At 66.3% G+C, this 22,988-nt stretch carries 24 protein-coding genes; 16 read left to right on the top strand and 8 right to left on the bottom strand.

All coding sequences use genetic code 11. The features are described from left to right. The first annotated feature begins 25 nt into the window (after positions 1-25). From HV793_RS10400 to HV793_RS10385, 4 genes are read left to right on the top strand one after another with little or no spacing between them, the layout of a single operon-like run. Positions 26-940, top strand: a complete 915-nt coding sequence (locus HV793_RS10400; protein ID WP_082401347.1) for a branched-chain amino acid ABC transporter permease — start codon at positions 26-28, stop codon at positions 938-940. A gap of 11 nt (positions 941-951) precedes the next feature. After that, positions 952-1,920: a branched-chain amino acid ABC transporter permease gene (locus HV793_RS10395; RefSeq protein ID WP_054458968.1), complete on the top strand. Its 969-nt coding sequence runs from the start codon at positions 952-954 to the stop codon at positions 1,918-1,920. Next, positions 1,913-2,665 carry an ABC transporter ATP-binding protein gene (locus HV793_RS10390; protein WP_054458966.1) on the top strand — a complete coding sequence of 251 codons (753 nt, stop codon included), beginning with the start codon at positions 1,913-1,915 and terminating at the stop codon, positions 2,663-2,665. Before HV793_RS10395 ends, HV793_RS10390 begins: the two co-directional genes overlap by 8 nt. Next, entirely contained in the window at positions 2,665-3,357 is a 693-nt protein-coding gene (locus HV793_RS10385) for an ABC transporter ATP-binding protein (protein WP_175213092.1), read from the top strand. The genes HV793_RS10390 and HV793_RS10385 overlap by 1 nt, the downstream gene beginning before the upstream one ends. Here the strand turns inward: HV793_RS10385 and HV793_RS10380 are convergent. The 6 genes from HV793_RS10380 to HV793_RS10355 form a co-directional block, all read right to left on the bottom strand. Next, complete coding sequence (locus HV793_RS10380; RefSeq protein ID WP_054458962.1) at positions 3,354-3,716, bottom strand: glyoxalase superfamily protein; 363 nt, start codon at positions 3,714-3,716, stop codon at positions 3,354-3,356. The two genes, HV793_RS10385 and HV793_RS10380, sit on opposite strands and share 4 nt — an antisense overlap. A gap of 432 nt (positions 3,717-4,148) precedes the next feature. Continuing rightward, positions 4,149-5,165, bottom strand: coding sequence for a Bug family tripartite tricarboxylate transporter substrate binding protein (locus tag HV793_RS10375; protein WP_175213091.1), 1,017 nt, complete (start codon positions 5,163-5,165; stop codon positions 4,149-4,151). A 166-nt stretch (positions 5,166-5,331) separates the two neighbouring features. Next, the gene (locus HV793_RS10370; RefSeq protein ID WP_042795434.1) at positions 5,332-6,072 is read right to left on the bottom strand and encodes an amino acid ABC transporter ATP-binding protein; all 741 of its coding nucleotides are present in this window, start codon (positions 6,070-6,072) and stop codon (positions 5,332-5,334) included. Positions 6,073-6,132: 60 nt separating this feature from the next. Continuing rightward, entirely contained in the window at positions 6,133-7,233 is a 1,101-nt protein-coding gene (locus HV793_RS10365) for an amino acid ABC transporter permease (protein WP_054458957.1), read from the bottom strand. Position 7,234: 1 nt separating this feature from the next. Beyond that, on the bottom strand, positions 7,235-8,425 hold the full coding sequence (locus HV793_RS10360; RefSeq protein WP_054458955.1) for an amino acid ABC transporter permease: 1,191 nt from the start codon (positions 8,423-8,425) through the stop codon (positions 7,235-7,237). 130 nt (positions 8,426-8,555) lie between these two features. Continuing rightward, positions 8,556-9,572 (bottom strand): amino acid ABC transporter substrate-binding protein, encoded by a 1,017-nt coding sequence (locus HV793_RS10355; protein WP_054458953.1) that lies wholly within the window; start codon positions 9,570-9,572, stop codon positions 8,556-8,558. 291 nt (positions 9,573-9,863) lie between these two features. On the opposite strand from HV793_RS10355, the gene HV793_RS10350 reads away from it, so the two are divergent. The 6 genes from HV793_RS10350 to HV793_RS10325 all read left to right on the top strand — a co-directional run bounded on the left by HV793_RS10350 (position 9,864) and on the right by HV793_RS10325 (position 15,156). Further along, a complete protein-coding gene (locus HV793_RS10350; protein WP_054458951.1) occupies positions 9,864-10,622 on the top strand; it encodes a cell division ATP-binding protein FtsE in 759 nt (252 codons plus the stop codon). Beyond that, positions 10,619-11,527 (top strand): cell division protein FtsX, encoded by a 909-nt coding sequence (locus tag HV793_RS10345; protein ID WP_175163493.1) that lies wholly within the window; start codon positions 10,619-10,621, stop codon positions 11,525-11,527. Before HV793_RS10350 ends, HV793_RS10345 begins: the two co-directional genes overlap by 4 nt. A 287-nt stretch (positions 11,528-11,814) precedes the next feature. After that, the gene (gene cheD / locus HV793_RS10340) at positions 11,815-12,561 is read left to right on the top strand and encodes a chemoreceptor glutamine deamidase CheD (RefSeq protein ID WP_175213090.1); all 747 of its coding nucleotides are present in this window, start codon (positions 11,815-11,817) and stop codon (positions 12,559-12,561) included. A 26-nt stretch (positions 12,562-12,587) separates the two neighbouring features. Then, positions 12,588-13,139, top strand: a complete 552-nt coding sequence (thpR, locus tag HV793_RS10335; RefSeq protein WP_225590533.1) for an RNA 2',3'-cyclic phosphodiesterase — start codon at positions 12,588-12,590, stop codon at positions 13,137-13,139. A gap of 47 nt (positions 13,140-13,186) precedes the next feature. Further along, positions 13,187-13,747: a 5'-3'-deoxyribonucleotidase gene (locus HV793_RS10330; protein ID WP_175213089.1), complete on the top strand. Its 561-nt coding sequence runs from the start codon at positions 13,187-13,189 to the stop codon at positions 13,745-13,747. Positions 13,748-13,818: 71 nt separating this feature from the next. Continuing rightward, positions 13,819-15,156: an NAD(P)H-dependent oxidoreductase gene (locus HV793_RS10325; RefSeq protein ID WP_054458944.1), complete on the top strand. Its 1,338-nt coding sequence runs from the start codon at positions 13,819-13,821 to the stop codon at positions 15,154-15,156. Between the two features lie 33 nt (positions 15,157-15,189). On the opposite strand, the gene HV793_RS10320 is transcribed toward HV793_RS10325, so the two are convergent. Both HV793_RS10320 and HV793_RS10315 read right to left on the bottom strand, forming a co-directional pair. Beyond that, positions 15,190-15,936: a FadR/GntR family transcriptional regulator gene (locus HV793_RS10320; protein ID WP_054458942.1), complete on the bottom strand. Its 747-nt coding sequence runs from the start codon at positions 15,934-15,936 to the stop codon at positions 15,190-15,192. Between the two features lie 107 nt (positions 15,937-16,043). Further along, a complete protein-coding gene (locus tag HV793_RS10315; protein WP_013396517.1) occupies positions 16,044-16,781 on the bottom strand; it encodes an SDR family NAD(P)-dependent oxidoreductase in 738 nt (245 codons plus the stop codon). Between the two features lie 240 nt (positions 16,782-17,021). On the opposite strand from HV793_RS10315, the gene HV793_RS10310 reads away from it, so the two are divergent. From HV793_RS10310 to HV793_RS10285, 6 genes are all read left to right on the top strand, one after another. Then, positions 17,022-17,840: a shikimate dehydrogenase family protein gene (locus HV793_RS10310; protein WP_119450286.1), complete on the top strand. Its 819-nt coding sequence runs from the start codon at positions 17,022-17,024 to the stop codon at positions 17,838-17,840. 42 nt (positions 17,841-17,882) lie between these two features. Beyond that, a complete protein-coding gene (locus HV793_RS10305) occupies positions 17,883-19,118 on the top strand; it encodes a branched-chain amino acid ABC transporter substrate-binding protein (RefSeq protein ID WP_175213088.1) in 1,236 nt (411 codons plus the stop codon). A 167-nt stretch (positions 19,119-19,285) separates the two neighbouring features. Beyond that, positions 19,286-20,227, top strand: coding sequence for a branched-chain amino acid ABC transporter permease (locus tag HV793_RS10300; protein WP_054458937.1), 942 nt, complete (start codon positions 19,286-19,288; stop codon positions 20,225-20,227). Beyond that, positions 20,224-21,492 carry a branched-chain amino acid ABC transporter permease gene (locus HV793_RS10295; RefSeq protein ID WP_175213087.1) on the top strand — a complete coding sequence of 423 codons (1,269 nt, stop codon included), beginning with the start codon at positions 20,224-20,226 and terminating at the stop codon, positions 21,490-21,492. Before HV793_RS10300 ends, HV793_RS10295 begins: the two co-directional genes overlap by 4 nt. Next, entirely contained in the window at positions 21,489-22,241 is a 753-nt protein-coding gene (locus HV793_RS10290; protein WP_054458933.1) for an ABC transporter ATP-binding protein, read from the top strand. Before HV793_RS10295 ends, HV793_RS10290 begins: the two co-directional genes overlap by 4 nt. After that, a complete protein-coding gene (locus HV793_RS10285) occupies positions 22,238-22,957 on the top strand; it encodes an ABC transporter ATP-binding protein (protein ID WP_175213086.1) in 720 nt (239 codons plus the stop codon). Before HV793_RS10290 ends, HV793_RS10285 begins: the two co-directional genes overlap by 4 nt. Positions 22,958-22,988: the final 31 nt, after the last annotated feature.

Raw genomic sequence — 22,988 nt, 5'->3', positions numbered from 1 at the left:
GGGTCCACTCCACGAGGAGTCCCCAATGCTGATGTTCCTGGAGCAGGTCTTGAATGGCCTGCAGTACAGCGCATTGCTGTTCCTGCTGTCGGCGGGCTTGACGCTGGTGTTCGGCATCATGAACGTCATCAACCTGACGCACGGTTCGTTCTACATGGTCGGCGCGTTCTGCGCGGCCAGCGCCGCGGCGGCCACCGGATCGTTCCTGGCCGCGCTGCTGGCGGCGCTGGCGGGCGCGGCGCTCTATGGCCTGGTGGTGGAGTTGCTGGTGATCCGCCATCTGTACCGCCGCGACCACCTGGACCAGGTGCTGGCCACGCTGGGCCTGACGCTGTTCACCAACGAGATGGTGACGGTGCTGTTCGGCCGCAGCCCGCCCTTCATGGACATCCCGCCCTTCCTGTCGGGCTCGGTGGAGATCCTGCCCGGCCTGAACTATCCCCTCATGCGGCTGGCTTTTATCGGCGCTGGCGTGCTGGTGGCGCTGGGGCTGTGGCTGCTGATCTCGCGCACGCGCGTCGGCATGCTGGTACGCGCGGGCGCCGACGACGGCGAAATGGTCGACGCGCTGGGCGTGAACATCCAGCGCCTGTTCACGCTGATCTTCACGCTAGGCGCCCTGCTCTGCGGCTTTGCCGGCGTGATGGCCGCGCCGCTCCTGGCGGTGGAGATCGGCATGGGCGAGCGCATCCTCATCACCACCTTCGTGGTTATCGTGGTGGGTGGCGTGGGTTCGGTGCGCGGCGCGCTGGTCGGTTCTCTGATGATAGGCATGACCGATGCGCTGGGGCGCGCCTACATCCCGTTCTGGATGTCGCGGCTGCTGCCGCCGGAGCTGTCGGACTCGGCGAGTTCCAGCCTGGTTTCGGCCAGCATCTACATCCTGATGGCCATCGTGCTGCTGTTCAAGCCGCGCGGCCTGGTGCCCGCGCAGCGATAGGAACGATACCCATGACCAGAAAAACCATCGTCAACACGATTGGACTGCTGCTGTTCGTGCTGGTGCCGGCCATCGCGTCGGCCACGGGCGAGAGCTTCCTGATCAACCTGATGACCCGCTTTCTCATCTACGCCATCGCCGCCGTCAGCCTGGACCTGATTCTGGGCTACGGCGCCATGGTCAGCTTCGGCCATGCCGCCTTCTTCGGGCTGGGCGGCTATGTGATCGGCATCGCGGGCTTTCACCTGAGCCAGGGCGACACACTGTTCGGCTGGAGCGGCAGCAACGCGGCGCTGGTGATGTGGCCGCTGGCCATCGCTGCCGCCGCTCTCGCCGGCCTGGTGGTCGGCTTTCTGTCGCTGCGGACCTCGGGCGTGCAGTTCATCATGATCACGCTGGCCTTTGGACAGATGCTGTACTTCATCCTGGTCGGCCTGATGGTCTACGGCGGCGACGATGGCCTGTCCATCGACACGCGCAACACCCTGCCCGGCCTGGACATGAACAACCCCACCGCCTTCTATTACGTCTGCCTGGCGCTCATGACGGCATGGATCCTGGCCTGCCGCCGCATCGTCAATTCGCCCTTCGGCATGGCGCTGCAAAGCATCAAGCAGAATCCGCGCCGCAGTATCGGACTGGGCCTGGCACCGCTGCGCTACCGGCTCACCGCCTTCGTGCTGTCGGCCGCGGGCACCGGGCTGGCGGGCGCCCTGTGGGCCAACTACGCGCTCTTCGTCAGCCCCGACATGTCGTCCTGGCAGAAGTCCGGCGAACTCATGGCCATGGTGATCCTGGGCGGCATGGGGTCCATCTTTGGCCCCGTACTGGGCGTGGCCGTGTACCTGGGCCTGGAACAGGTCGCCACCGCCTGGACCGAACACTGGATGCTGATCCTGGGGCCTGTGCTGGTGCTGGTGGTGCTGTTCGGCAAGCGCGGCGTCTATGGCTGGCTGGTGGGAGGCAAGCACCATGACTGATCATCCCAAGCTGGAAATCCGCGACCTGCAGAAATCCTTCGGCGCCGTGCGCGCGACCCAAGGCGTCAACCTGCAGGTCCGGCCCGGCGAACTGCATGCGCTCATCGGCCCCAACGGCGCGGGCAAGACCACGCTGCTGTCGCAGATCAGCGGCGAGATCCTGCCGGACTCGGGCGACATCCTGCTGGATGGCCGCGACATCACCCGCATGCCCGCCCACAAGCGGCCCGCGGCCGGGCTGGCGCGTTCGTTCCAGATCAGCCAGCTCTACCCCGCCTTCAGCGCCGAGGACAACGTCGCCATGGCGGTGCAGGCGCACAGCCCCGGCGGCTTCAACCTGTGGAAGAACGCCCGCCGCCTGCCGCAACTGCGCCAACCCGCCAGAGAGGCGCTGGAACGCGTCGGCCTGAGCGGCCGCGCCCACGTACGGGTTTCGGAACTGGCCCACGGCGAAAAGCGCCAGCTGGAACTGGCGATGGCCTTGTCGCTGGATGCCTCGCTGTTGCTGTTGGACGAGCCCATGGCCGGCATGGGCGCCGAGGAATCCCAACGCATGACCGCCCTGCTGCAGGAGCTGAAGGGCCGCTACGCCATCCTGCTGGTCGAACACGACATGGACGCCGTCTTCGCCCTGGCCGACCGGATCACCGTGCTGGTCTACGGCAAGACCATCTTTACAGGCACGCCGGACGAGGTGCGCCACCATCCCGACGTGCGCGCCGCCTATCTGGGCGAGGAGGACTGATGCTGCAACTCAAGGAACTGCAGGCCGGCTACGGCGCGAGCAAAGTGCTGTTCGGCGTGGACCTGGACATCGCCGCGCGCCAGGTCGTATCCCTGATCGGCCGCAACGGCATGGGCAAGACCACCACCGTCAAGACCATCATGGGCATGCTGCCCGCCCAGGGCGGCAGCATCCTGCTCGACGGCCAACCCATCGCGGGCCAGGCCCCGCACCGCATCGCCCAGCTGGGCATCGGCCTGGTACCCGAAGGCCGCCGCGTCTTCGGCTCGCTGTCGGTGGAAGAAAACCTGATCGCCACCGCCCGCAACACCCGCGCCGGCTGGCACGTCGGCCGCGTCTTCGACCTGTTCCCGCGCCTGAAGGAACGCCGCGCCCAATCCGCCCGCACGCTGTCCGGCGGCGAACAACAAATGCTCGCCGTCGGCCGCGCCCTCCTCATCAACCCGCGCCTGCTCATCCTGGACGAAGCCACCGAAGGCCTGGCGCCGCTGATCCGCCACGAAATCTGGAACTGCCTGCGCCGCCTGAAGGAAGAAGGCCAGACCATCCTGGTGATAGACAAGAACCTGAAGGAAATGGCGACGCTCGTCGACCGCCACCACGTCCTGGAAAAAGGCCGCGTGGTCTGGCAAGGCAGCCCCGCGGAGCTCGCCGCGCAGCCCGAACTCGCGCAGCGCTACCTGGGCGTCTAGTCGGATGATTCGCAGAAGCTCAACCGATTCCCGAACGGATCGATGACCGCCATCACCCGCCCCCACGGCATCTCTTCCACGCCGGGCCGCATATAGCCATAGCCCTTGGCATTCACCTCGGCCTGGAACTCGTCCACGCCCCGCATCCGCACGAACACCGCGGATCCGGGCGTGGCATCACCGTGGTGTTCGCTCAGGTGCAGCGTCAGGTCACCGCGATGCACTTGCGCATACAGCGGCATGCCCGGCTCGAAGCGATGCTCCCAGTCCCATTCGAACCCGAGAAAATCCAGATAGAACTCGCGCGCCTTTTCGACGGAGAAAATACGCAGAATGGGAATGGCAGCTTGCAGGTGCATGACGCCCTCTGGTCAGTAAGCAAGGACTCTCAGCATAGACCACAAGCCGCACCGCAAAGCGCAACGCACACAGCATCACGACGCAAGCCACCGCGTAAGCCCCAAAAGGCCGCCCGCGCGGCCGGCCTGGGGCGGGCCCCGCAAGACACGCCCCCCACACAGATGTCGGCAAGAACCAGAAGAACCCCAATCGCCCCAGCCGACGTCAAGTTTCAACCGCCGGAGTCCGTCGCGTCGGCGGCCCGCGGTGTGCGGGGCGTCGATAAGCCCGAGGGAATCTGAAGGAACCGCCGCAGGCGGTGACGAAGATGACGAAGGGGGGGCCGCCGAGGCAAGTCCGGAGCGAACGCTCCGGACCGCAATCGCAGCCCCGCACACCGCGGGCCGCCGACGCGACGGGCGTCTAAAGAACCACCCGGCGCTAAACAAACATCAATTCAAACTAGCCCCCGAGATCTTCACAATCTCCTGATACTTCGCCTTCTCCCCCTTAACGAACTCAGCAAACGCCTCAGGCGTCATCGGCGCAGCCTCAGACCCCATCGTCAGCAAGCGCTGCTTCACATCCGCCTGCTGCATCGCCTCCGAGTAAGCCTTGTTCAGCTTAGCCACCACCGGCGCCGGCGTGCCGCCCGTCGTGAACACCCCGAACCAGGTCCCCAGGTCAAAGCCCTTGATCCCCGACTCTTCCACCGTAGGCACATCCGCCAGCAGCGAAGAACGCTTGGCAGTCGTCACGGCCAATGCCTTGACCTTGCCGTCCTTGATCAGCGGCGCCGAAGCCGCCAGGTTGTCGAACATGAAATCCGACTGTCCCGACAGCAGCGCCAACTGCGCAGGCGCCGCGCCCTGGTAAGGAATGTGCTCGACATTGATCCCCGCGCGCGCCTTCAGCAGCTCGCCCGACAGATGGCCCGCGCTGCCGTTGCCGCCCGAACCGTAGTTCAGCTTGCCCGGATTCTTCTTGGCGTAGTCGATCAGATCGGCCAGCTTCTCGATCTTGTTCTTCTGCGCGAACTCGACGTTCATCACCAGCACGTTGGGCACCGAGGCCACGATGGTCACCGGCGCGAAGTCCTTCACCGGGTCATACGGCAGATTGGCGAACAGCCAGGGATTGATGGCGTGGGTCGCGACCGCGCCCATCACCAGCGTGTAGCCGTCGGCCGGCGCCTTGGCCACCAGGTCGGCGCCGATGTTGCCGCCCGCGCCCGAACGGTTCTCCACGATGACCGGTTGGCCCAGCGAGCCGCGCACCTTCTCGGCCAGCATGCGGGCCATGGTGTCCAGCGGGCCGCCAGGCGGGTAAGGCACGACGAAGCGCAGCGGCTTGGTCGGGAAATCGGTGGCCTGGGCCAGCGCCGGGGCGCCGAAAGGCAGGGTGGCGGCCAGCGCCACGGCGCCTCGCACCAGGGCGCGGCGCACAGCGCTGCGGGGGGTCTGCGTCATGATGTTGTTCTCCTCGCTTCGGATCAATAGCGGTCAGTAGCATACCGCAGCGAGGAATAAGGCGTAACAAAGAGATACCAGCAGAACCCCCGGCTGTTCACGCCGCTGCCCCGTCGCAGCAACCCGCCGCCCCAAGAAAAAACCGCCCGAAGGCGGTTTTGAAACATCAGTGCAGGATCTGGCTCAAGAAGAGCTTGGTCCGGTCGTTCTGCGGATTGTCGAAGAACTCGTCCGGGCTGTTCTGCTCGATGATCTCGCCGCGGTCCATGAAGATCACGCGGTTGGCGACCTTGCGCGCGAAGCCCATTTCGTGGGTCACGCAGATCATGGTCATACCGCTTTCCTGCGCCAGGTTGACCATCACGTCCAGCACCTCCTTGACCATTTCCGGGTCCAGCGCCGAGGTCGGCTCATCGAACAGCATGATCTTGGGGCTCATGCACAGCGAACGCGCGATCGCCACACGCTGCTGCTGGCCGCCCGAGAGCTGGCCAGGGAATTTCTTGGCCTGGTCCGGAATGCGCACGCGCTCCAGGTACTTCATGGCCGTGGCCTCGGCTTCCGCGCGCGGCTTCTTCAGCACCCACATGGGCCCCAGCGTCAGGTTTTCCAGCACGGTCAGGTGCGGGAACAGGTTGAAGTGCTGGAACACCATGCCGACGTCCTTGCGGATGGTCTCGATGTGCTTGAGATCGTTGGTGAGCTCCGTGCCGTCCACGATGATGTGGCCCTTCTGGTGCTCTTCCAGGCGGTTGATGCAGCGGATCATGGTGGATTTGCCCGAGCCCGACGGCCCGCACACCACGATGCGCTCACCCGGCGCGACGTCCAGGTTGATGTTGCGCAGCACGTGGAACTGGCCGTACCACTTGTTCACGTCCTGCAATTTGATGATGGCATCAGACATGCCTGTACTCCCGTAAGTATCGCGGTGCGCGTCCGCCCGGGGCGGACGCGCTGCAAAGTTCTAGCGTGCGTGTCCCGTGGCCAGGCGTTTTTCCAGCGCCTGGCTGTACTTGGACATGGAGAAGCAGAAGACGAAGTAGATGAGCGAAATGAACAGGTACGCCTCCACCCCGAATCCGCGCCATGCCGCGTCGGACAAGGCCGCCTTGGCCGCCAGCGTCAGGTCGAAGATGCCGATGATCACCACCAGCGAGGTGTCCTTGAACAGCGCGATGAAAATGCTGACCAGCGGCGGGATCACGATCTTCAGCGCCTGCGGCAGGATGATCTTGCGCATCTGCTGCCAGTAGTTCAGGCCCAGCGAATCCGCGCCCTCGTACTGGCCCTTGGGAATCGCCTGCAAGCCGCCGCGCACCGTTTCGGCGATGTACGCCGCCGCGAACATGATGATGGCGATCTGCGCGCGCAGCAGCTTGTCGATGGAGAAGCCTTCGGGCAGGAACAGCGGCAGCATCACCGAGGACATGAACAGCAGGCTGATCAGCGGCACGCCGCGGATCAGCTCGATGTACACGACGCACAGCGCCTTGATGGCAGGCATCTTGGAGCGCCGGCCCAGGGCCAGCAGCACGCCGATGGGGAAGGCGAAGGCGATGCCGAACGTGGACAGGATCAGCGTCAGCGGCAGGCCGCCCCAGCGTGCGTTTTCCACGTAGGTCAGGCCGAACACGCCGCCCCACATCAGGAGCGCCACGGCCGTCAGGCCCACGGTCCAGATGACGGCGAGCTTCCAGTTCCAGAAGCGGCGGATGCCGCTGCAGACGATCACGGCCACCAGGATGATGGTTGCGATCAGCGGACGCCATTGCTCGTCGTAGGGATAGGTGCCGAACAGGATCAGCCGGTGCTTCTCGATGATGAACGCCCAGCAGGCGCCCCCGGAAGCGCGGCACTCCTGCGCGTTGGCCGCGGAGAAGTTCGCCTTGATGAAGGCCCATTCCACCAGCGCCGGCACTGCCATCAGCAGGAACCACGCCAGCAGCACCGTGATGAGGATATTCAGCGGCGAGGAGAACAGGCGCGACTTGATCCAGGCCCAGGCGCCCACCTGGGTGCTGGGCGGCGGCAGGCCTTCGGCGGGGATATGCGAAGTGCTGCTCATATCAACGCTCCACCAGCGCGATGCGCTTGTTGTACCAGTTCATGAATATCGAGATCGACAGGCTGACCGTGAGGTACGCGGCCATGATGATGAGGATGCCCTCGATGGCCTGCCCGGTCTGGTTCAGCGTGGTGTTCACCACCGACACGATGTCGGGGTAGCCGATGGCCACCGCGAGCGAACTGTTCTTGGTCAGGTTCAGGTACTGGCTGGTCATCGGCGGGATGATCACGCGCAGCGCCTGCGGCAGCACCACCAGGCGCAGCACCTGCTTGCGGCGCAGGCCCAGCGAGCCGGCAGCTTCCCATTGCCCGTTGTTGACCGCCTGGATGCCCGAACGCACGACCTCGGCAATGAAGGCCGAGGTATAGATCACCAGGCCCGCCATCAGGGCGGCGAATTCCGGCGACAAGGTCAGGCCGCCCGAGAAGTTGAAGCCCTTGAGCTCCGGCATGTCCAGGGTCAGCGAAGCGCCGCTGACCAGCCAGCCGATGATGGGAAAGCCGATGAGCAGGCCGATGGCGGCGCGGCCCAGCGGGAACACGCGGCCGGTGGCCTCCTGGCGCTTCTTGCCCCAGTGGCCCAGCAGGATGATCGCCACGATGGCCAGGCCCAGTCCGGCCAGCATCCAGTCCAGCGAATTGCCTTCCAGCCCCGGCACCTTCAAGCCACGGTTGGAGATGAAGACGCCGGGCAGCGGATTGTGCGCCTGGCGCGGACCGGGCATGTTTTCCGTGATCAGCGCGTACCAGAAGAACAGCTGCAGCAGCAGCGGCACGTTGCGCATTATCTCGACATAGACCGAGGTGATCTTGGCGACCAGCCAGTTCTTGGACAGGCGGCCGATGCCGATGAGCGTACCGAGGATGGTCGCCAGCACGATGCCGATGACGGCTACGCGCAGCGTGTTGAGCAGGCCCACCAGGATGGCGCGGCCGTAGGTGTCCGCAGGGGTATAGGCGATGGGCGTTTCGCCGATCGCGAAGCCGGCCTCGCGGTCCAGGAAGCCGAAGCCCGTGGCGATGTTGCGCACGGACAGGTTGTGCAGGGTGTTTGAAACCAGGAACCACACGGCCCAGGCCACCGCGGCCAGCGCCAGGACTTGATAGACCACGGAGCGCACCCCGGGATCGTTCCAGTTCAGACGCCGGGGAGGTGCCGATGCAGGCGCGCTTTTATTGGGAGTATTCATGAGTAAATCTACAGAAGTCGGACACCGGGCGGCGAAGCCGGTAGGGCCGCGCCACCCACTCCTGCCACCCGCCCGAGGGCGGGAGAGGAAAAACGGAGCGCCGGGCTCCGTTTTTCCAGGCAGCCGTGTGTTAGCGCACCGGCCAGCCGTACATCAAGCCACCATTCTTGTAGGAAGCGTTCAAGCCGCGCTCCAGCTTCATCGCGCTGCTCTTGCCCAGCGTGCTTTCGAAGCTTTCGCCGTAGTTGCCCACGTTCTTGATGATGTTGTAGGCCCACTTGTCATCCACGCCCAGGTTCTTGCCCATGCCCGGGGTCACGCCCAGGATGCGCTGGATGTTGGGGTTGGGGCTCTTGGCCATTTCCGCGACGTTGGCCTTGGTGATGCCGTATTCCTCGGCTTCGAGCATGGCGTTGAGCGACCAGCGCACGATGTTGAACCATTGCTCGTCGCCCTGGCGGACCATGGGGCCCAGCGGCTCCTTGGAGAAGTCTTCCGGCAGGATCACGTACTTGTCCGGGTTCTCGAGCGTGGTGCGGGTGGAAGCCAGTTGCGACTTGTCGGTGGTGAAGGCGTCGCAGCGGCCGGCCGAGAAGGCGCGGATGATTTCGTCGTACTTGTCGATCACGACCGGCTTGAATTCGATCTTCTGGCCGCGGAACCAGTCAGCCAGGTTCAGTTCGGTGGTGGTGCCGGGCTGCACGCAGATGGTGGCGCCGTTGAGTTCCTTGGCGCTCTTGACGTTCAGGTCCTTGGAGACCATGACGCCCTGGCTGTCGTAGTAGTTCACGCCCACGCCGATCAGGCCCAGCGTGGTGTCGCGCGTCAGCGTGACGGTGGTGTTGCGGGTGAGGACGTCGACTTCGCCGGACTGCAGCGCGGTGAAGCGTTGCTGCGTGTTCAGCGGGGTGAACTTGACCTTGGTGGCGTCGCCGAACATGGTCGAGGCGATGGCGCGGCACAGGTCCACGTCGATGCCCTTGTATTCGCCCTTGCTGTCAGCGATGGAGAACCCCGGGATGCCCGTCGAAACCCCGCACTGGACAAACCCTTTTTTCTTGACGTTATCGAAGGTTGCGCCCGCATTGGCAGCCGCGGATGCAGCGAACAAAGCGGCGCCGATCGCAGCGAGTTTCAGTACTTTCATCGTGTTCTCCGTGTGGGATAAAGCGAAGTCGCAACGCAGGCCGGGTTGGGCCGACGTATGGGGCGGATGGTAGCGTCCGCGCCGCTCGCGGCGCATCCGGGAATTCCCTTGAAATATAGGGACACTGGGTGAAATGAAACGCTGTTTCCTGTCGAAAATGGGGGCACTGTTTGCGCCAGGACAAACGCGCCCGGACGCCTTGCGCGCAAATATTTGTCCGCGCATCGTCCAGGCGGTTTAGGCCACCTTAGTGTCCCCGAGTTACTATTGCGGCTTCATCTGACAGCCGCCATGATCGAATTCCAGCACGTATTCAAATCATATGGTCGCGGCCGCAATATCCTGGCCGACATCAACTTCCGCGTGAGCGCGGGAGAGTTCGTTTTCGTATCCGGGCCGTCCGGCGCGGGCAAGTCCACCTTGCTCAAGCTGATCGGCGGACTGGAGCCCGCCAGCCGGGGGTCGATCCAGGTCAACGGCCAGCGGCTGGACAAGCTGCCCGCCCGCGCCCGGCCGTACCTGCGCCGCGCCGTGGGCGTGATCCTGCAGGACACGCACCTGCTGTTCGATCGCAGCGCGTTCGAAAATGTCATGCTGCCGCTGGCGGTCACGGGCCACGCCTGGGACTCGGCCGCGGCGCGCGCCCGCGCCGCCCTGGACAAGGTGGGGCTGTCCGGCAAGGAAGACCTGAATCCGATCGAACTGTCCGGCGGCGAACAGCAGCGCCTGGCGATCGCGCGGGCCATCGTGAACCGGCCCGCCATCCTGATCGCCGACGAACCCACCGCCAACCTCGACCACGACAACGCGCAGCGCATCATGAATGTGTTCCGCGACTTCAACCGCGTCGGCGTGACCACGCTGATCGCCTCGCACGACCAGGACCTCATGGCGCGCTACGCCACCCGCACCTTGCGCATCGACCCGGGCAAGTTCGCCGACTCCCAGGGTTCCGCAACGCCGCAGCCTGAGGCCGGCGCGGGACAATCCGGTATCGGGCAGCAGCCGGGCGCCGCGTCCGGCCGCGCCTACCCGGGAGAGTCCGCATGAACGCCTGGCTGCGGCAACACCGCTACGCGCTGCTGGTCACCCTGCGCCGGCTGGTCAAGCAACCGTTCTCCTCCCTGGCCAACCTGCTGGTCATGGCCCTGGCGCTGGCCCTGCCACTGTTGGGCAGTGCCATCCTCGTCTCGGTCCAGCCGGTGGCGCGCCAGATGTCGGTCACCCCCGAAGTCACCGTCTTCATGCGCGTGGACGCCCCCTCGGGCGCCGCCGCGGACGTGGCCAAACGGATCCAGGACGAATTCAAGGACGACGTCCGCGCCGTGCGCGTGGTGGGCCGCGAGGACGCCTTGGCGGATCTGCGCGCCAACCCGGCCTGGCAGCAGGCGCTGGCCGTGCTGCCGGGCAACCCGCTGCCGGACGCAGTGGTGGTGACGCTGGCCGATGGCGACAACCTCGCCGGCCGGGCAGACAAGCTGGCCGCCTCCTGGAAACAATGGAACCACGTAGACCTGGTGCAGCTGGACAGCGCCTGGGTGCAGCGCCTGGAGGCGATCCTGCGCTTTGCCCGCATCGGCCTGGCCTTCCTGGCCGCCTGCGTGGCGGTGGTGGTGCTGGCGACGGTCTTCAATACCGTGCGCATGCAGGCGCTGTCGCAACGCGAGGAAATCGGCGTGGCGCGGCTGGTGGGCGCCACCGAATCCTTCGTGCGCCGCCCCTTCCTCTACCTGGGCGCGCTATCGGGCGCGGTGGCCTCGCTTCTGGCCATCGGCGTGGCGGCGGTCGCGCTGTCGCCACTGAACGACGCCCTGGTGGGGCTGGCCCGCAGCTACGGGGCCGAATTCGCCCTGCACCTTCCGGGCCCGTCCGTGCTGATCGGCGCGGTGGTGGCTTCGGCCGCCCTGGGCGCCCTGTCGGCCCGCTGGTCGGTCACCCGCAGCACGCGCTTCTGACGCGCAGCGCCTAAAGCTCCGTATAAAGCCCCTTCTTCCCCGTGATCCGGGGAACGACTTCCGCCCGCCTGTGTAGGATGCTTGCATGCCTGCCTGCGGGCGTCTTCGGCTTTGGGCCGGGCTGCAAAAACAGGACACATTACTGCGCCCGTTACATAGCAATTCACCCGCTGGAAGCTTGAGTATGCAAGAATAAAGCGACATTTTCTTACATACTTTGATACATTTCTGTTCTCGAGCTGCCACCTTCGTGTCCCAATCGTTGTACTTGCCCTTAATCGAGTCCCATGGCCGCCCGTCTTGAAGCCCGTGCGACGCGCCACTATTTCGACAGCGCGTTCCAGTGTCAGGCGGTGAAAGTACTGCCCAACGAGTACTACGTCACCCACGAAGACCTGATGATCTCGACCGTCCTGGGGTCTTGCGTCGCCGCCTGTATCCACGACCCGATCACGGGCGTGGGCGGCATGAACCATTTCATGTTGCCTGAGGGCGACATGCAGTCGCCCGCCTCGGCCACCATGCGCTATGGCGCCTTCGCCATGGAAGTGCTGATCAACGAACTGCTGAAGGCCGGCGCGGCGCGCGACCGGCTTGAAGCCAAGGTATTCGGCGGCGGCGCCGTGCTGTCCGCCATGCAGCAGATGAACATCGGCGAACGCAACGGCCAGTTCGTGCTGAACTATCTCAGAACCGAAGGCATTCCCGTCAAGGCGCAAGACCTGGGCGACGTGCACGCGCGCCGCATCAACTACTTCCCGCGCGACGGCCGGGTGATGGTCCGCAAGATGGCGCCGCATCATCAGCGCGCCGAGGAAATCATCGCCAAGCGCGAACAGGCGGCCGCCCAGAGCGTGCAGGCCAAGACCGAAACCCCGCAGCGCGTCGAGCGCTTCACCCGTCCCGGCGTGGAGCGTTTCGACCGCCCGGCCCGTCCCGGCGTGGAACGCTTCGACCGTCCAGCCCGCCCAGGCGTGGAACGTTTCGACACCGCCCTGACCCGCCGGCGCCGCACCGAAACCACAAGCGACTGAAGGGCCGCGCACGCGCATTGCGCCGCATGCGCCCCTACAATCAGCGCATGTCCACCGTCCGCCTGTTCTACGCCTTGTGGCCCGCCCCCTCGCTGGCCGCCCAGCTCGCGACCTGGGCAGAGCAGGCTCGGCCCAGCTGCGGCGGGCGCGCCATGCGCACGGAAACCCTGCACCTGACCCTGGCCTTCCTTGGGCCGGTGGACGCGGCGCTCGCCGATGAGCTGGCCGCGGCGACACCTGAACGCCGCCTCGCCCCCGAGGACATCATGCTGGACCGCTACGGCGTCTTCGGTCGCCAGCGCATCCTGTGGGCCGGTCCCGGCGACACGCCCGAAGGCCTGCAGGCCGCCCACGATGATCTGTGGCTATGGCTGTCGGGTTTTGGCCTGGCCGCGCCGCCGCAGCCCTTCCGCCCGCACGTCACCCTGCTGCGCAACATCGAGCACTCCAGTCCGCCAGCCGAAGCGCCCGCCCCCCTGCCCTGGCGCTACGACCGCATGGTGCTGGTCGCCTCCGAATCGCAATCGGGCGGCAGCCGCTACCGCATCGTGGCGCAGTCCCGGCCGCAAGACTCCTGACGTTCCGCTCTGGCACAATCAGCCGGTTGCCATCACCCGGGACCGCCATGATCATCCTGCTGGACCAAGACGGCGTGCTCGCCGATTTCGAACACGCCTTCATCGACGCCTGGCGCGCGCGCCATCCGGACATCCCGCCGGTGGCGTTCGAGGACCGCAAGTCTTTCTACATCCGCCAGGATTACGCCCCCGAGCTGCGCGGCATGGCCGAGGCCATCTACACGGCGCCCGGCTTCATCCGCGACCTGCCGCCGGTGCCCGGCGCGCTGGACGCCATACAGGAACTGCTGGCGCTGGGCATGGACGTGCGCATCTGCTCCTCGCCCCTGTCGCAGTTCGAGAACTGCGTGGCGGAGAAGTACCTGTGGGTGGAAAAACACCTGGGCCGCGAAGCGACCAACCGGCTGATCCTGACCAAGGACAAGACCCTGGTGCACGGCCACCTGCTGATCGACGACAAGCCCCTGATCGAAGGCGCGGTCAAGCCGCGCTGGAAGCACATCCTGTTCGACGCCCCCTACAACCGCGAGGTGTCGGACCGCCCCCGCATCAGCTGGCAGAACTGGCGCAACGTGCTGGCCGGAGAGCTGTATACGGCAGACGAGTGAGTCCTGTTCAGTAGCCGCGATTTGGGACTATTCTGTGTTGCAGTACCCCCCACCCCGGAGGAGCCCGCGCCATGAATCTGTACCGCCTGCTGAAGCAGCGAGAAGCCGATCACAAGCCCTTGCGTGTTGCCTTGCTGGGCGCCGGAAAGTTCGGCGCGATGTTCATGAGCCAAGCCCCGCGCACGCCGGGAATGAGGCTGGTCGCCGTGGCCGATCTGGCGCCCGACCGGGCCCGCGCGGCGCTAACCCGGGTGGGCTGGCCCGCCAGCGCGCTCAACGCCAGCAGCACCAATGATGCGCTGAAGAACGGCAAGGTCTACTTCAGCGACGATCCCCACGCCGTGATCGCCAGTCCCGATGTCGATATCGTCATCGACGCCACCGGCCAGGCCGCCGCCGGCATCAGCCACGTGCTGGCCTGCTGCGAATACGGCAAGCACATCATCATGGTCAACGTCGAGGCCGACGCGCTGGCCGGCCCCCTGCTGGCGCGGCGCGCGCGCGAGGCCGGCATCGTCTATTCGCTGGCCTACGGCGACCAGCCGGCCCTGATCTGCGAAATGGTGGACTGGGCCCGCGCCAGCGGCTTCGAGGTCATGGCCGCGGGCAAGGGCACCAAGTATCTGCCGGAATTCCATACCTCCACGCCGGACACCGTCTGGCCCTATTACGGCTTCACCGCCGAGATGGTAGCGGCGGGCGACTTCAACGCGCAGATGTTCAACAGTTTCCTGGACGGCACCAAGAGCGCGATCGAAATGGCCGCGGTGTCCAACGCCACGGGCTTGCTGCCCTCGCCATCCGGCCTGCACTTCCCGCCCTGCGGCGTGGACGATCTGGCGCGCGTGCTGCGGCCGCGCGAAAGCGGCGGCATCCTGCACCATCGCGGCCAGGTCGAGGTGATTTCCTCGCTGGAGCGCGACGGCCGCCCGGTGTTCCGCGACCTGCGCTGGGGCGTGTACGTGACCCTGGCCGCCGACAGCGACTACGTGCGCCGCTGCTTCAAGGAATACGGCCTGGTCACGGACCCCAGCGGCAACTACACCGCCATGTACAAGCCCTATCACCTGATCGGCCTGGAGCTGGGCATCAGCGTGGCCAGCGTGGGCTTGCGCCGCGAACCCACCGGCGCGCCCGCGGGCTGGCATGGCGACGTCGTCGCCACCGCCAAGCGCGACCTGCCGGCCGGCCAGATCCTGGACGGCGAAGGCGGCTACACGGTGTACGGCCGGCTGATGCCGGCGCGCGATTCGGTGGACGAGGGCTATCTGCCGCTGGGCCTGTCGCACCAGGTCAAGTTGAAGAACCCGGTGCGCCAATCGCAGGCGATCCGCTGGGCCGACGTGGAGTACGACGAAAGGTCCACGGCCGTGCAGTTCCGCCGCGAAATGGAACAGACCTTCGCCTAGGACTTACCCGCGCGGCAGGCAGTCCCCGGCGCCCTAGACCGGCGCCGGCCGCTCCGCCTGGAACAGCCGCAAGCGGTCCGCGGCGTTGCGCAGGTGCTGGTCGGCGGCGCGTCCGGCGGCGTCCGGATCGCCTGCGTCGATGGCCGCGAAGATCGCCTGATGCTCGCTCTGCACCGCGGCCATGCGTTCGGTGTACATGCGCGCCGTATTGTTGCGCGCGCTGCGGATGACCCGGCGCACATTGGCTTCCAGGTAATCGTTCAGGGCTACCAGGTGCGGATTATGGGTCGCCTGCACGATGGCATGGTGGAACTGGTAGTCCTCTTCGTCGCCCAGCTTGTCGTTGAGCAGCGCGTATTCCATGCCCACCAGCGCCTGGCGCATCTTCTTCAGATCCGCGTCGGTGCGGCGCTGCGCAGCGTAGCGCGCGGCGGTGACTTCGATGGACAGCATCAGCTCCAGGATATGTTCCAGTTCCTGGTTGTCGCCCGGGGTGGGCGCGGCGATGCGGAACGCGTTCTTCTGGAAGTTCGGATCGACGAACACTCCGCTGCCTTGCTGCGACGTGATCAGGCCTTCGGACTTCAGGCGCGCCAGCGCTTCGCGCACGACGGCGCGGCTGACCGAATAGGTTTCCGTCAGCTGCTTTTCCGTGGGCAGGCGATCGCCGGGTGCGAGCGTCCCCTGGCGGATTTGCTCCGCCAACGCGTCGCCCAGCGCCGCCGAAAGCGAACTCTTGGGCGCGGCGCGCGGCGGATCCTGTTCTTGGTTGGGCTGCATGGTCGAATGGTGGAAACTTGCGGGCGGCGCGCAGACGCGCCGCCTCTTGTTTATGGGAATGCCTGGCGGACCGGACGCGGCATGGACAGGCGCGCCATCCTGGGACTTTACGCGATATAGATGCCGCCGTTGACCTGCATGACCTCGCCGGTGACGAAACCGGCAAGCGGCGAGCACAGGAACGCGATGGAGCCGGCGATTTCCTCCGCCGTGCCGTAGCGGCGCAGCGGCGTGCTTTCCAGCAGCTGCGCGCCCTTCTGTCCGATCAGGTCCTGCGTCATGGAAGTGGCGATGATGCCCGGCGCGACCGCGTTCACGCGGATCTGCGGCGCCAGCTCCAGCGCCAGGCTGCGCGTGAAGCTCTGCACCGCGCCCTTGGAAGCCGAATAGGCCGCGTGCGCATAGCTGCCGCGCTGGGCCGCCAGCGAGGTCAGCAACACGATGGAGCCGTCGTGGCGCAAATGGCGCTGGGCGGCGCGGCATACATAGAAGGTGCCGTCCAGGTTCACGCGCATCAGCGTGCGCCAGGCCTCGTCGCTGGTGTCCTTGACCAGTTGCTCCGGATAGATGCCGGCGCAATGCACCAGGTGGTCCAGCCCGCCGAAATGCTTGGCCGCCGCCTCGAACACGCGTTCGCAGTCGGCCGACGCCGACACGTCCAGCGCCCGCGTGTAGACGCGCTGCCCGCTGGGGTCCAGCTCGGCCGCCACCTCTTCCAGGCGCGCGTTATCGATGTCGGTCAGCACCAGCCGCGCGCCATGCGCCGCCATCAGCCGCGCCGTCGCCAGGCCGATGCCATTGCCCGCGCCGGTGATGGCGGCAACCTTTCCTTCGAACGAAATCATTCTGTCTCCTGTAGCACGCTCGTACGCGGGCTGAGCGCCTTTCCGGCGGACCCTGGAATTCCGATTGGACTCCCGAAACCGCCGCTTGACACGGGAAAAACGCTTGCCCTATGATTTATCGGACAACTTAATAAAGTTGCCTGACAACTTATTCCGAAAGCGTAAAGCAACTGGCGCTTTCAGGCAAGAGAGTCGGGAACGACACGGCGGCAAGCCGCTACCCAGGCAGGGGACAAACAGGTGGAAATCACCGGCAGCACTACCGTTTTCGCGATCGCGGCGGACCCGATCGCGCACGTCAAGACGCCCCAGCGGCTCAACGCCCTGTTGCGCGAGCGCGGCGTGGACGCGGTCATGGTCCCGTTCCATGTGGCCCCCGACGCCCTGCCCGGCCTGTTCGCCGGCATCCGCGGGCTGGCCAATCTGGGCGGCATCGTGGTGACGGTGCCCCACAAGGAAAATGCCGCCGCCCTGTGCGACGCGCTGACGCCCTCGGCCCAGCTAAGCGGCGCGGTCAACGCGGTGCGCCTGCGCGACGGCGTGCTCACCGGCGGCAACTTCGACGGGCTGGGTTTCGTCGCCGGCTTGCGCAGCCAGGGCCATGATCCGGCCGGCCGCCACGTCTACCTGGCCGGCCTGGGCGGCGCGGGCAAGGCCATCGCCTGTGCCGTGGCCGACGCCGGCCCCGCCAGCCTGCGCCTGTACAACCGCAGCGCCGACAAGGCGCTCTCCTTCGCCGCTCATCTGAGCCGCCAATATCCCGGCCTGGCCATCAGCGTGGCCAGCGCCGCGCCCCAGGCTTGCGACATCGCCATCAACGCGACCTCGCTGGGCCTGAACGACACCGATCCCCTGCCCTTCCAGCTGGACGCGCTTGCCGCCGGCACCGTCGTAGCCGACGCCGTCATGAGCCGCGTCGACACGCCCCTGCTGCGCGCCGCCGCCGCGCGCGGCTGCCGCACGCATCCGGGCCTGTACATGCTGGAAGGGCAGATTGCCGAAATTGCCCGCTTCCTGGGCATAGAAGAGCCGCGCAAGCCCGCCCGCGCGCTTGCCTGATCAACAGATTCACCACACTCCCGTCCCACGGAGGAGACACGCATGAAATTGGCTTTCACCACTGGCCTGCTGTGCCTGGCCGGCATCGCCGCATCGGCCCAGGCCGCGCCCATCAAGATCGGCCTGATCGAGACGCTATCCGGCCCGCAGGCCTCGACCGGCCTGATGTTCCGCGCCGCGGTCAAGTATGAGCTGGACCGCATCAACGCCGCCGGCGGCTGGAACGGCCAGCCGCTGGAACTGGTCGAGTTCGACAACCAGGGCGGCCCGGTGGGCGCGTCCGACCGCTTCCGCGCAGCCGCGGCCGAAGGCGTGCAGATCCTGGTGCAAGGGTCCTCGTCGGCGATTTCGGGCCAGCTGACCGAAGACGTGCGCAAGCACAACCTGCGCAACCCGGGCAAGGAAGTCGTGTTCTTGAACGTGGGCGGCGAGGCGCTGGAACTGACCGGCCAGAAGTGCCACTTCTACCACTTCCGCTTCACCACCAACGCCGACCTGCGCGTGAAGGCGCTGGCCTCGGTCATGTCGGCCGACGGCACGCTGGGCAAGCGCGTGTACGCCATCAACCAGAACTACTCCTGGGGCCAGGACATGGAAGGCGCCACCGAGCGCTTTGCCAAGCAGTATGGCTATGAAGTGGTCGGCAAGACGCTGCACGAAGTCAACAAGATCCAGGACTTCGCCCCCTACGTGGCGCGCATCCGCTCGGCCACGCCCGACACCGTGATCACGGGCAACTGGTCCAACGACCTGCTGCTCTTGATGAAGGCCACGCAGGCCGCCGGCCTGAAGGTCCGTTTCGCCACCGTGTTCCTGGACCAGGTGGGCAACCTGGCCAATGCCGGCGAAGTCGCGCTGGGCCACTACATCGCCCATCCGTACAACATCGAGGCCGCGGGCGAGGAAGGCGCCAAGTTCGCCGAGGACTACAAGGCCAAGACGGGCCACTACCCCAGCTATACCGAGCCGCAGACCGTGATCGGCATCCGCTTCCTGGGCGAAGCGCTCAAGCAGGTGAAGCCGCAAGACGGCAAGCTGTCCGTGCCGCAACTGGCCGGCGCGCTGGAGAAGGTCACCTACACCTCGTCGCTGGGCACCTACACGATGCGCGCGGAAGACCACCAGGTGCAGTTGCCGATGGTGGTGTCCAAGGTCGGCAAGAACGCCAAGTACAAGGCCGACGGCACCGACATGGGCTTCGAGCCGGTCAAGGTGCTGGCCGCGGCCGACGTGTCGGCGCCGCCGCAAGCCACTTGCAAGATGCAGCGGCCGAACTGATGGGTTGCAAGCGCGTCCGTCGCCAGCTTGCGCATGGCGCCACGGACGCGCTTGCCCATCCATTCGTCGCAGATCAATAAGCGCACCCCCGGCGCGGGCCGGAAAAACCCTGGTGCGCATCGCTCGCAAGACGTCCGTCGTCTTAGCGCAAGAATCCTGGAGCGGACATGGAATACTTTACCGTCTCGCTGTTGAACGGCGTGATTTACGGCCTGCTGCTATTCATGGTGTCGGCAGGCCTGACACTGATTTTTGGAATGATGGGCGTGCTCAACTTCGCGCACGCCTCGTTCTACATGATAGGCGCGTATGCCGCCTACACCCTGACGCCCGTCACCGGCTTCTGGACCGCGCTGGTCCTGGCCACCATCATCGCCGGCCTGCTGGGCATGGGCGTGGAGCGCTACTTCCTGCGCCGCGTCCACAAGTTCGGCCATGCGCAGGAACTGCTGGTGACCTTCGGCCTGGCCTTCATCGTGGCGGAGCTGATCAAGCTGTTCTACGGCGACTTTCCGGTCGACTACCGCGTGCCGCAGTTCCTCAACTTCGCGGCCTTCCGCGTGTTCGACGCGGACTACCCCTTCTACCGCCTGCTGATGGGCGGCGTGTCGCTGGCGATGTTCGCCGTTATCTATCTGCTGCTGTCGCGCACCCGCGTCGGCATCGTGGTGCGCTCGGCCATCTACCGCCCGCGCATGGCCGAAGCGCTGGGCCATAACGTGCCGCTGGTGTTCATGAGCGTGTTCGGCGTGGGCGCGGCCATGGCCGGCCTGGCCGGCGCGGTCGCGGGCGCTTTCTACACCACCAATCCGAACATGGCGCTGGAACTGGGCGTGCTGGTGTTCGTGGTTGTCGTGGTGGGCGGCCTGGGCTCGCTCGAAGGCGCGATGATCGCCTCGCTGCTGATCGGTCTGATCAGCTCGTTCTCGGTCGGCATCGACGCCAGCCTGGCGACCCTGTTCGGCCTGTTCGGCGCCGGGGAATGGGCCGAAAGCGTGGGCGGCCTGATGACCGTGAAGATTTCCAGCCTGGCGGCCACCCTGCCCTTCCTGCTGATGCTGGTGGTGCTGCTGGTCAAGCCTTCGGGCCTGAAGGGAGAACAGGCATGAGCCAGACCCGCCGTACTTCCGTCCTCCTGCTCCTCGTCCTGTGCGTGGCCGCGCTCTGCGCGCTGCCCTGGCTGCTGCCCCCGGGCCAGCTGGTGGCGGCCGTGCAGATGCTGATCGCCGCGCTGTTCGCCTGCGCCTTCAACCTGCTGGCCGGCCAGGGCGGCATGCTGTCCTTCGGCCACGCCGCCTACTTCGGCGTGGGCACCTTCGCCACCATCCATGCCATGAACGCGCTGGGCGGCGCGGGCCTCTTGCCCACGCCCCTGATGCCGCTGGCAGGCGGCGTGGCCGGCCTGCTGTTCGGCCTGGTCGCGGGCTGGTTCGCCACCATGCGCGCCGGCGTCTATTTCGCCATGATCACGCTGGCGCTGGCCGAGCTGCTGCATGCGCTGGCGCCGCACCTCAAGGGCGTGTTCGGCGGCGAGGCGGGCGTGTCCGCCATGCGCATGCCGGCCTGGGGCTTCACCTTCGGTTCCGACATCGAGGTCTATTTCCTGGTGCTGGCCTGGGTGCTGGTGTCGCTGGCCGCGCTTTACGGCCTCACTCGCACGCCGCTGGGCCGGCTGACGCTGGGCCTGCGCGAAAACGCCAACCGCCTGCGCTACCTGGGCTATCGGCCGCACACGCTCAAGACCCTGGTGTTCGCGCTGTCCGCCATGTTCGCCGGCATCGCCGGCGGCCTGCAGGCGCTGAACATCGAAGCCGGCAACTACGTGCTGTTCGACGTCAAGCTGTCCACCGACGCGGTGCTGTTCGCCTACATCGGCGGCGTCAACGCCTTCCTCGGTCCGGTGCTGGGCGCGTCCATCCTGACCTTCCTGTCGCAGACGCTGGCCGACATCACGCGCTCCTGGCTGCTGTACCAAGGCATCCTGTTCGTGCTGGTGATGCTGTTCGTGCCGGACGGCCTGGTCGGCCTGGTGCAGGGCGCCGCCCGTTCGCTGCGCGAGCGCGGCCTGGGCAACTGGCTGCCGCGCGCCGCGGTCTCGGTGGCAGGCGGCCTGCTGCTGACCTGCGCCACGGTCTTCACGGTGGAGCTGCTGCAACGCATGTTCGCCCGCGACTACCGGTCGCTGCTGGCCATGAATCCCGGGGCCGGCTGGCCCGACATTCCGCTATTCGGCCACGACTGGGCGCCGCTGGCGCTGTCGACCTGGCTGATTCCGTTGGTGTTGTTCCTGGCAGGCCTCGCCGCCTGCCGCTGGGCGCTGGCCCTGTGGCGCGACGACGAACAAGCCGCTCCCGCGCTGGAGGCTGCACAATGAGCCACGAAATCCTGACCCTGACCGACGTGCGCAAGTCCTTTGGCGACGCGCAGATCATCCGCGGCGTGAACCTGAAGGTCGAGGCCGGCGAACGCCATGCCGTCATCGGCCCGAACGGCGCCGGCAAGTCCACGTTGTTCCACCTGATGTCGGGCTCGTTCGCGCCGACCTCGGGCGACATCAGCCTGCGTGCGCGCTCCATCGGCGGCCTGCCGCCGGAGCGCATCAACCGCCTGGGGTTGGCGCGCTCGTTCCAGATCACCAATGTGTTCCCGCGTCTGTCCGTGCGCGAAAACCTGCGACTGGCGGTGCTGCGCATGCACGGCCTGGTCTACAACTTCTGGCGTCCCATCGCCCGCAACCGCGCCGTCAACGAAGACGTCGACCGCCTGCTGGAGAAAGTGCGCCTGGCCGCCAAGCAGGACACCGCCGCCGGCGACCTGAACTACTCGGAACAGCGTTCGCTGGAAATCGGCATGACGCTGGCCTCGCGCCCCAAGGTCATCCTGCTGGACGAGCCCATGGCGGGCATGTCCCAGCACGAGGTGGACTACACGGTCGAACTGATCAAGGACGTGACCCGCGACTGCACGCTACTGATCGTGGAGCACGACATGCAGGTGGTGTTCTCGCTGGCCGACCGCATCAGCGTGCTGGTCTACGGCGAGATCCTCGCCACCGGCACGCCGGCCGACATCCGCGGCGACGCCCGCGTGCGCGAAGCCTACCTGGGAGAGGAAACGGTATGACGACGCAATCCCCCTTGCTGAGCCTGCAAGGCGTGCATGCCCACTACGGCAAGAGCCACATCCTGCACGGCATCGACCTGACCGTGGGCCGCGGCGAGGTCGTGAGCCTGCTGGGCCGCAACGGCGCCGGCCGCTCCACCACCATGAAAAGCATCATGGGCCTGGTGGACGTGACCGGCGGCAGCATCGCCATCGAAGGCCGCGACATCACCAACAAACGTCCCTTCGAGATCGCCCGCGCCGGCCTGGGCTTCGTACCGGAAGAGCGCGAGGTGTTCGCCAACCTGACCGTGGACGAAAACCTGCGCATGGGCGAACAGCCCAAGCGCGACGACTCGCCCTACTGGTCAACCGAGCAAATGTTCGACTACTTCCCCCGCCTGAAGGAACGCCGCGGCACCAAGGCCGGCAACCTGTCGGGCGGCGAACAGCAGATGCTGACCATGTGCCGTTCACTGTTGGGCAACCCCAAGGTCATGCTGATCGACGAACCCACCGAAGGGCTGGCGCCGAAGATCGTGGAAGTGATCGCCGACGTGATCCGCGACATCCACAAGCGCGGCGTGTCCGTGGTGCTGGTGGAGCAGAAGCTGACCATCGCGCTGAAGGTCTCCACCCGCGTCAGCGTGATGGGCCATGGCCGCATCGTTTTCGAAGGACCGCCCGCGCAGCTGCATGAGCGCCAGGACGTGGTCCAGGAATGGCTGGCGGTCTGAGCGCCGGCATATACATCGCTAAGAGGCAAAC

Source organism: Achromobacter aegrifaciens, assembly GCF_902859965.1.
Lineage (GTDB): Bacteria > Pseudomonadota > Gammaproteobacteria > Burkholderiales > Burkholderiaceae_B > Achromobacter > Achromobacter aegrifaciens.
Note: the sequence above shows the minus strand (reverse complement) of the source record. Positions and strands in the feature narration are given on the sequence as shown.

Bases quoted from the DNA above. Each gene is read 5' to 3' on its own strand.
- HV793_RS10305 (WP_175213088.1), top strand. From the start codon at position 17,883: ATGAAATTGGCTTTCACCACTGGCCTGCTGTGCCTGGCCGGCATCGCC.
- HV793_RS10365 (WP_054458957.1), bottom strand. From the start codon at position 7,233: ATGAGCAGCACTTCGCATATCCCCGCCGAAGGCCTGCCGCCGCCCAGC.
- HV793_RS10320 (WP_054458942.1), bottom strand. From the start codon at position 15,936: ATGCAGCCCAACCAAGAACAGGATCCGCCGCGCGCCGCGCCCAAGAGT.
- HV793_RS10345 (WP_175163493.1), top strand. From the start codon at position 10,619: ATGAACGCCTGGCTGCGGCAACACCGCTACGCGCTGCTGGTCACCCTG.
- HV793_RS10285 (WP_175213086.1), top strand. From the start codon at position 22,238: ATGACGACGCAATCCCCCTTGCTGAGCCTGCAAGGCGTGCATGCCCAC.
- HV793_RS10290 (WP_054458933.1), top strand. From the start codon at position 21,489: ATGAGCCACGAAATCCTGACCCTGACCGACGTGCGCAAGTCCTTTGGC.
- HV793_RS10350 (WP_054458951.1), top strand. From the start codon at position 9,864: ATGATCGAATTCCAGCACGTATTCAAATCATATGGTCGCGGCCGCAAT.
- HV793_RS10330 (WP_175213089.1), top strand. From the start codon at position 13,187: ATGATCATCCTGCTGGACCAAGACGGCGTGCTCGCCGATTTCGAACAC.
- HV793_RS10375 (WP_175213091.1), bottom strand. From the start codon at position 5,165: ATGACGCAGACCCCCCGCAGCGCTGTGCGCCGCGCCCTGGTGCGAGGC.
- HV793_RS10380 (WP_054458962.1), bottom strand. From the start codon at position 3,716: ATGCACCTGCAAGCTGCCATTCCCATTCTGCGTATTTTCTCCGTCGAA.
- HV793_RS10360 (WP_054458955.1), bottom strand. From the start codon at position 8,425: ATGAATACTCCCAATAAAAGCGCGCCTGCATCGGCACCTCCCCGGCGT.
- HV793_RS10385 (WP_175213092.1), top strand. From the start codon at position 2,665: ATGCTGCAACTCAAGGAACTGCAGGCCGGCTACGGCGCGAGCAAAGTG.
- HV793_RS10390 (WP_054458966.1), top strand. From the start codon at position 1,913: ATGACTGATCATCCCAAGCTGGAAATCCGCGACCTGCAGAAATCCTTC.
- HV793_RS10370 (WP_042795434.1), bottom strand. From the start codon at position 6,072: ATGTCTGATGCCATCATCAAATTGCAGGACGTGAACAAGTGGTACGGC.
- HV793_RS10325 (WP_054458944.1), top strand. From the start codon at position 13,819: ATGAATCTGTACCGCCTGCTGAAGCAGCGAGAAGCCGATCACAAGCCC.
- HV793_RS10395 (WP_054458968.1), top strand. From the start codon at position 952: ATGACCAGAAAAACCATCGTCAACACGATTGGACTGCTGCTGTTCGTG.
- HV793_RS10400 (WP_082401347.1), top strand. From the start codon at position 26: ATGCTGATGTTCCTGGAGCAGGTCTTGAATGGCCTGCAGTACAGCGCA.
- HV793_RS10295 (WP_175213087.1), top strand. From the start codon at position 20,224: ATGAGCCAGACCCGCCGTACTTCCGTCCTCCTGCTCCTCGTCCTGTGC.
- cheD (WP_175213090.1), top strand. From the start codon at position 11,815: ATGGCCGCCCGTCTTGAAGCCCGTGCGACGCGCCACTATTTCGACAGC.
- thpR (WP_225590533.1), top strand. From the start codon at position 12,588: ATGCGCCCCTACAATCAGCGCATGTCCACCGTCCGCCTGTTCTACGCC.
- HV793_RS10315 (WP_013396517.1), bottom strand. From the start codon at position 16,781: ATGATTTCGTTCGAAGGAAAGGTTGCCGCCATCACCGGCGCGGGCAAT.
- HV793_RS10355 (WP_054458953.1), bottom strand. From the start codon at position 9,572: ATGAAAGTACTGAAACTCGCTGCGATCGGCGCCGCTTTGTTCGCTGCA.
- HV793_RS10300 (WP_054458937.1), top strand. From the start codon at position 19,286: ATGGAATACTTTACCGTCTCGCTGTTGAACGGCGTGATTTACGGCCTG.